The organism is Bartonella sp. AA168HLJHH (genome assembly GCF_042197365.1).
Classification (GTDB): Bacteria; Pseudomonadota; Alphaproteobacteria; order Rhizobiales; family Rhizobiaceae; genus Bartonella.
The window spans coordinates 1-7,056 of the sequence record NZ_JBHIRS010000035.1 but is presented as its reverse complement, the minus strand read 5'-3'; the positions used below and the strand labels follow the sequence as shown (position 1 = coordinate 7,056).

The 7,056-nt window shown below is 42.1% G+C and carries 4 protein-coding genes; 1 reads left to right on the top strand and 3 read right to left on the bottom strand.

The window, feature by feature from the left end:
- Positions 1–1,409 precede the first annotated feature (1,409 nt).
- On the bottom strand, positions 1,410–2,441 hold the full coding sequence (locus ACFINM_RS09160; RefSeq protein ID WP_375641170.1) for a DUF3472 domain-containing protein: 1,032 nt from the start codon (positions 2,439–2,441) through the stop codon (positions 1,410–1,412).
- A gap of 457 nt (positions 2,442–2,898) precedes the next feature.
- On the opposite strand from ACFINM_RS09160, the gene clpB reads away from it, so the two are divergent.
- Positions 2,899–5,478, top strand: a complete 2,580-nt coding sequence (gene clpB / locus ACFINM_RS09155) for an ATP-dependent chaperone ClpB (RefSeq protein ID WP_375641168.1) — start codon at positions 2,899–2,901, stop codon at positions 5,476–5,478.
- 404 nt (positions 5,479–5,882) lie between these two features.
- Here the strand turns inward: clpB and ACFINM_RS09150 are convergent, their stop codons facing one another.
- Both ACFINM_RS09150 and ACFINM_RS09145 read right to left on the bottom strand, forming a co-directional pair.
- The gene (locus ACFINM_RS09150) at positions 5,883–6,254 is read right to left on the bottom strand and encodes a helix-turn-helix domain-containing protein (protein ID WP_375641166.1); all 372 of its coding nucleotides are present in this window, start codon (positions 6,252–6,254) and stop codon (positions 5,883–5,885) included.
- Positions 6,255–6,635: 381 nt separating this feature from the next.
- A complete protein-coding gene (locus ACFINM_RS09145; protein ID WP_375641172.1) occupies positions 6,636–7,007 on the bottom strand; it encodes a helix-turn-helix domain-containing protein in 372 nt (123 codons plus the stop codon).
- Positions 7,008–7,056: the final 49 nt, after the last annotated feature.

The window sequence follows — 7,056 nt, the reverse complement described above, 5'->3', positions numbered from 1 at the left end:
GATAAAATGTGGATTTTTAGTTGGCACTTCAAGCCCCCCTCCGGTTGCGAGCGCCCTCGCATTGGTATTCCGGGAGTAACAAGTACTGAACCCTAGTCAGCTTTTTGCTTTTAGTGCTTAAAGCACTTGGACATAGCAAAAACTCCCGGAATTCTAAGGATATTCGAAAAAGTGGGCTCAATTGTACGTTAGGGTTTAGGGCTTTTAGTTCCCTGTTGATCGCTGCGTAGACGATCAAACTTACGATATTTATTCATAAGGCAGTTTCAGAAGGTTGGCAAGAAAAATGAAAAATTTTCTATTCTGTTATACCGTAAAACGGCGCTATTTGAAGGAGGAGTGAAGAGCTTGAATATTCATGATAGGGCTTGATTTGTTGAGCCTGATGAAGTGCTGTCGTTTGAGGAGGGTAGTCTGAAGACTGTAAGGGGACTAGGCAAAAAGCTGGGTTCGTTTTCAGAACAGTGTTTACAGAGCGGTGCGGGGTGGTGATGTGGAAATTTTATTTGGCTGACTTCTGTAATAACGTAAAAGCGTTAAAACGTATATCCGTAAAATGATGCGGAGGATTTGTACTGTGTGTATGCTTTTATCATGGCGTGGAATGTGGTGAGATAAATGGGGGAATACATTTGTGAGTGGAGAGGGGAAAGCTGGGATGAAAAGGGGTGTTAAATGCATTTTCTGGAGAAGAGTATGTGGAGAATATTTGGAGGAAGGGCTTATTTGTCTTGTCTGATAAAGCGCGTCTTTTGAGGGATGGTGATAATTATATGAAGTGATCAGTAGTCCTTCCCTAGATAAGAAGCTGGATTGTTTACGGACCAGTGTTTATCGAGCGGTGTGGGGTGGTGAATCTTTCGTTGGCTGTTTTCTGTGAATGTGTAAAAGCGTAAAAATGTGAATCTGTAAAAGTGAAGAGGAGGATTTATGGATTTATGCATTGTGCGTGTTTTGGGGGCACGTTGGGTTTTTGCATGGATGGGGTGAGATAAATGGGGGGAGAACGAGAGCTTGTGAATCGAGGAGGGAAGCTGGAATGAAGAGTGCTGTAAGTCGTGAATGTGTGATGGGAGAGAAAAAGGAGTGCGTGGAATGGGAGAGTGCCTATGGACAAGGGGGAGGGTGTGGATAAGAGGCGGGGTAGTGCAGAGGGATGCGTGAAGGGATGGTGTGAGGGTGATAGAAGAGGGAGGTGAGGATTTTATTAAAGGGTGTTGTGGTTTTGAAAGGGGGTGAGAATGGAGAAAATGCGCTGGAAAGTCTGGTGACGAGGGAAGTTAAAAGGGATGAGAGCAGGGCTCGAAAAAATAACTGGGAAAGGGAGCCGTGGTGGGGAAATGAAAAAAAACTTTCTCACCCCCAGTTGTTTTCAAAGGGGAGTGAGGGGCTTATCAAGAAGAAAAAAGCTAGTTTCTTTTCATAATCTTCCAAGTTTTTCCATCAGACATATACATAATCTTTTGACCCGTGGTTATCTTTTGTGTGCCGTGAGTGGTGTGAAGCGTAGAACTGAAAGCCGCTAGATGATCTATAAAGATTGATTTCCACTTAAATGAATCAGGAGATGGCAAAAAGATATTGGGTGCCCAAGAACGATTTTTTGAACGAATAACGACAAGCTCTTTTTGTTTCAAAACGTTAGAAATTGTTTCTGCAGACAGATCTTTCCCATTGGAAATGGGGACTTCTGGTTTAGCTGTAGGCGAGGCTAAACCTCCAAAGTTGCTTATACTTGTCATACAAAAAGTGAACGTACATGATGTTTGGATGAGGTCAGAATCTCGACACTTTCCTTGATTAGAAACTTTCAGACTCCCTTCGTGTAGCTTGTTTTGTTTTAAGCCATTAGGATCAAAAAAAATCGAACTTTGCGGACTTAAATCATAACAGGAGGAAAGATGTCTCTTCCAACGAGAATGGTCTTCAACAAAACTTGAAGATTTACGGAGTTTGCCAAATGTATTTGGTACTTCTATGGTCCCAATATTCACTTTTTTACCCGTTGTAAAATCGACTACTTTCGCTGTAACTAGATTCTCATTTTTTTCAACATATAATCGATATCTGCGTCCCATCTCCCATGGAAAGTTAATTTCACATCGTACTCCTGAACCTTCCTGAGTAAAATGCTTACATGTATTACCCTTCCATCCCGTTGCATTCCAGATAGAAAAATGAATGGTACGGCTGCTCCTGTTGAAAAAACCAATTTGTCCACTTTTTCCGTTTTGGAATTCAAATTTATTTCCCCAGAAATAGATGGAGTTAGGCCCACCATCGTAATTTACTTGCTGGGTGAACACAAATAGATCAAATAATGCATTTTCAGGCCATTCATGCTCTATTGTAATAACTTTGCCGGCAAAAACGGCATAGCTTGGTTTACTTATTAGAAGGAATAAAAGTATTAAAATAACCTTTTTTACAGTATGGTACATACTCAAATCCTCTATCTTAATAAAAATAGTGTAACTTTATAAGTATTAAAGCACATATTCAATGTTTTGTTAAGTAAAATTAGAGAAAATACTTTAATGTTTACTCTAAACTATATGCTGTAAAGACTACTTTGTTTAAAGTGTTTTTGCATGCTCCTTTTCTGCTGTTCAAATTTAAGTTTTAATGGTGGAATTTAGGGGTGATGGTTTAAAAGGGGGAGTGATGATGGGGGTATAAGAAAAGTTGCGGTTTTTATTTAAAATGATAGCGTATTTTTTTTCTCCCTCTTGCTATGAGGCTTGTAGAAACCCATATTCTTTTTAGCACTATGGTTCTTCTTCTTGCTGCTTTTTTCGCGGTGTTTTTTAGAGGCTGGATAATCCTTTCTGGATGTTTCTTTTGTGGAATATTGGAGAGGTTAAAGTGTGGTGATGGCTTGAGATTTAAGGAAAAAAAATGAACTTGGAAAAATATAGCGAACGCGTGCAGGGTTTTTTACAATCAGCACAAAATAGCGCTCTTGCTTCTGATCATCAGCAGTTTATGCCGGAGCATTTCCTGAAAGTGTTGTTAGACGATTCTCAAGGATTGGCTGCATCGCTTATCCAAAACGCTGGTGGTGATCTTACTCTTGTTCAAAAGGCGCTAAAAGAAGCACTTGATGCTTTGCCTAAAGTGCAAGGGGGAAATGGACAGCTCTATCTTTCGCAGCCATTGGCAAAAGTTTTCGCGCTGGCTGAGGATATTGCGAAAAAAGCCGGTGATCAGTTTGTGACCGTGGAGCGCATGTTGCAAGCGCTGATCATGGAAAAGACCGCAAAAACAGCCGATATTTTAACAAGTGGAGGATTGACCCCGCAAGCGCTTAATCGGGCAATTAATGCGCTGCGGAAAGGAAAAACAGCCTCAAGCCCCCATGCCGAAGGACAATATGATGCCTTGCAAAAATATGCCCGGGATCTCACAAAAGATGCCCGTGAAGGAAAACTCGACCCTGTGATTGGGCGGGAAGAGGAAATCCGCCGCACTATTCAGGTGCTTTCACGGCGGACCAAAAATAATCCTGTGCTTATCGGTGAGCCTGGGGTGGGGAAAACAGCTATTGTGGAAGGGTTGGCATTGCGCATTGTTAATGGCGATGTGCCTGAAACTTTGCGGGATAAACAGCTTCATGCGTTGGATATGGGAGCGCTTATCGCTGGTGCAAAATATCGTGGGGAATTCGAAGAGCGCCTCAAAGCGGTGCTGGCAGAGGTGCAAGCTGAAAATGGGCAGATCATTTTGTTTATCGATGAATTGCATAATCTCGTTGGGGCTGGAAAATCCGATGGGCCTATGGATGCTTCTAACTTGTTAAAGCCTGCTCTTGCACGCGGAGAGCTCCATTGTGTGGGCGCTACTACGCTCGATGAATATCGAAAATATGTTGAAAAAGATGCTGCTCTTGCACGCCGCTTCCAACCTGTCTTTGTACCTGAACCCTCTTTGGAAGATACTATTTCTATCTTGCGCGGTATTAAGGAAAAATATGAACAACATCACAAAGTGCGCTTGGCTGATAGTGCTTTGATTGCGGCGGCGCGTTTGTCTAACCGCTATATTACAGATCGTTTCTTGCCGGATAAAGCTATTGACCTTATCGATGAAGCGGCGGCGCGTTTGCGCATGCAGGTCGATTCAAAGCCGGAAGAACTCGATGCTGTTGATCGGCGTATTTTACAGTTGAAGATCGAACGGGAAGCTTTGAAAACAGATGTCGAGCCAACAGCAAAAGAACGGTTGGAAAATGTGCAGGAGGAACTCAAAACATTGGAACAACAGTCCGCTGAGATGACAAGTGCTTGGCAGGCTGAGAAACAAAAATTAGGGCATGCTGCTGATTTGAAAAAACAACTCGAAGAAGCTCGTAATGCTTTGGCTATTGCACAACGTGATGGACAATTCCAACGCGCTGGAGAGCTCGCTTATAGCGTTATCCCTGAACTCGAAAAACAATTGAGTATTGCGGAAAATGATGACCAACAAAATCATCTCGTTGAAGAGACGGTTACTGCTGAACATGTGGCGCGGATTGTTTCACGCTGGACCGGTATTCCTGTTGATCGAATGCTGGAGGCAGAACGGGAGGCGCTGTTGCGGATGGAAGATGAAATTAGCAAACGTGTGATTGGTCAGGGAGAGGCTGTGCAAGCTGTTTCTCGTGCTGTACGCCGCGCGCGTGCAGGGTTGCAAGATCCCAATCGTCCGCTTGGCTCTTTCATGTTTTTGGGTCCTACTGGTGTGGGGAAAACCGAATTAACCAAAGCTCTTGCCGCTTTTCTTTTCCAAGATTCCAATGCCATGTTGCGTATCGATATGTCGGAATATATGGAAAAGCATGCTGGGGCGCGGCTGATTGGGGCACCTCCTGGATATGTTGGATATGAAGAGGGTGGGGTGCTGACTGAAGCTGTACGTAGAAGACCTTACCAGGTCATTCTGTTTGACGAAATTGAAAAAGCACACCCTGATATTTTTAATCTCTTGTTGCAAGTGTTGGATGAGGGACGCTTGACTGATAGTCAAGGACGTACCGTCGATTTTCGTAACACTTTGTTGATTATGACCTCAAATCTTGGTGCTGAGTTTTTAACTGCTTTGCCTGAAGGGCAAACAACCGATCAGGCAAAAAATGATGTTATGAATGTCGTTAAAGCGGCTTTCCGTCCTGAATTTTTAAACCGTATTGATGAGATTATTCTCTTTCAAAGGCTGCAACGTCACGATATGGAAGCTATCGTCGATATTCAGATAGAACATTTGCAAAATTTGCTCAATGAACGCAAAATAACTTTGCAAATCGAGCCAGAGGTGAGAAAATTTCTTGCCGATAAGGGCTATGATCCGCTCTATGGTGCGCGTCCGCTTAAACGGATTATCCAAAAAGAAATTCAAGATCCACTGGCGGAAAACATCTTATTTGGAAAAATTCACGATGAGACAACGGTGAAAATTACAAAACAAGGAGATCGGTTGGAATTTTTGCCTGAAGATTAAGTTTGGAAAAATTCATGGTATAAAGGGCGGTGATAATCCTATTATGTGATAAACACCGCTCTTTGAAGCGTGCTGATTTAGAAAAATTCACGATGAGACAGCGGTATTTTATTGCAAAGCAAAGGGAGTGGCTGGTGTTTTTGCATGTTAAATCAGCGTTTTCGAATATCGTAGGATTCTTTTACTTCTGTTTGTCGTGAAAACTATTTTCTTGCAATGTTATAAGTGAAGTCACAAGCGGGATTGCTTTATTGCTTTGTGCGTAAAAACGTTAAAGAGAAATGCCGTTTATCCGCCGTAAAACATTGCTCTTTGAAGGGATGTGGGGAGCTGATCTGAATTTGACTTAAGGATGTTTCGTTGTTTGATATATTAACAAATAATGTTGATCGTTGCGCTTTTGCTTAATCAGAAATTAGCCACAAGATTGCTTTTTGTTTTTTCGGCTGGAGTTCTCTAAAGTTTCTCAACAGAGTGTGTTCTTTTTCGTTATAGGTTTCTTGATTGTGGTGTAAGAGGGTTTCTTTTGTTGAAAGATCTTCTTTTGTGGCAAGGTCTGCATAAAAAAAGTTTACGGGAACTTCTAGTTTTTGGGCGATTTCTAGTAAACATTTGGCACTTACACGGTTTAAGCCTTTTTCGTATTTTTGGATTTGTTGGAAACTGACACCTAAATGGCTTCCTAATTCTTTTTGGGAAAGTCCTATTGAAATGCGTCTGTGACGGATTCTTTTGCCTATCAAAATGTCGATAAAATGTGGATTTTTAGTTGGCACTTCAAGCCCCCCTCCGGTTGCGAGCGCCCTCGCATTGGTATTCCGGGAGCCTGAAAGCACTGACCTCGAATCAGCATTTTGCTTTTAGTGCTCATCGCACCTGGACATAGCAAAATCTCCCGGAATCCCGGGACACCCACAAAAGTGGGTTCATTCTTATGTATCGAGGTTTCGGGCTTTCAGTTCCCTATTGATCGTCGCGTATACGACCAAACTCACCCTTTAAGTAATAAAGTAGTTTCAGAAAATTGGCAAGAAAAATCAAGAATTTTCTATTCTATTCTGCCGTAAAACATTGCTCTTTGAAGGGGGGTGGTGTGTTGGTTTGAATGTGACTTAAGGGGGATATGAATGGAATAATGTTGATCGTTGTGCTGTTGCTTAATCAGAGATTAGCCACAAGATTGCTTTTTGTTTTTTCGCTTCGAGCTCTCTAAAGTTTCTCAACAGAGTGTGTTCTTTTTCGCTATAGGTTTCTTGATTGTGGTGTAAGAGGGTTTCTTTTGTTGAAAGATCTTCTTTTGTGGCAAGGTCTGCATAAAAAAAGTTTACGGGAACTTCTAGTTTTTGGGCGATTTCTAGTAAACATTTGGCACTTACACGGTTTAAGCCTTTTTCGTATTTTTGGATTTGTTGGAAACTGACACCTAAATGGCTTCCTAATTCTTTTTGGGAAAGTCCTATTGAAATGCGTCTGTGACGGATTCTTTTGCCTATCAAAATGTCGATAAAATGTGGATTTTTAGTTGGCACTTCAAGCCCCCCTCCGGTTGCGAGCGCCCTCGCATTGGTATTCCGGGAG